The organism is Streptomyces durocortorensis, assembly GCF_016901035.1.
In the GTDB taxonomy this organism is placed as follows: Bacteria; Actinomycetota; Actinomycetes; order Streptomycetales; family Streptomycetaceae; genus Streptomyces; species Streptomyces durocortorensis.
This window is the reverse complement of sequence record NZ_JAFEUF010000604.1, coordinates 1-256: the sequence shown is the minus strand read 5'-3', so window position 1 is coordinate 256 and position 256 is coordinate 1. Positions and strand designations below refer to the sequence as shown.

Genomic DNA, 256 nt, shown 5'->3' with positions numbered 1-256 from the left:
CCGTTCACCGCGGCGATGTCCAGGCGGCCTTCGGTCGCCGCGACGGCCTCGGCCTCGGTGGCTTCCACCGCGAGCATGGCCCCGCCCGCGGGGAGCGCCTGCATCAGACGGCCGCGGACTGCGACCAGCTCGCACGCGTCTGCCAGGGTCAGGATTCCCGCGCAGTGGGCAGCCGCGACCTCGCCCACCGAGTGCCCGAGCAGAACGTCCGGGACCACACCCCAGGACTCCAGCAGCCGGAACACCGCGACCTCGA

General features: G+C 73.8%; 1 protein-coding gene. It reads right to left on the bottom strand.

Features of this window, described 5'->3' with window-relative positions; all coding sequences use genetic code 11:
• A partial coding sequence (locus JS521_RS36230) for an acyltransferase domain-containing protein (RefSeq protein ID WP_205087056.1) occupies positions 1-256 on the bottom strand: 256 nt, incomplete at both ends.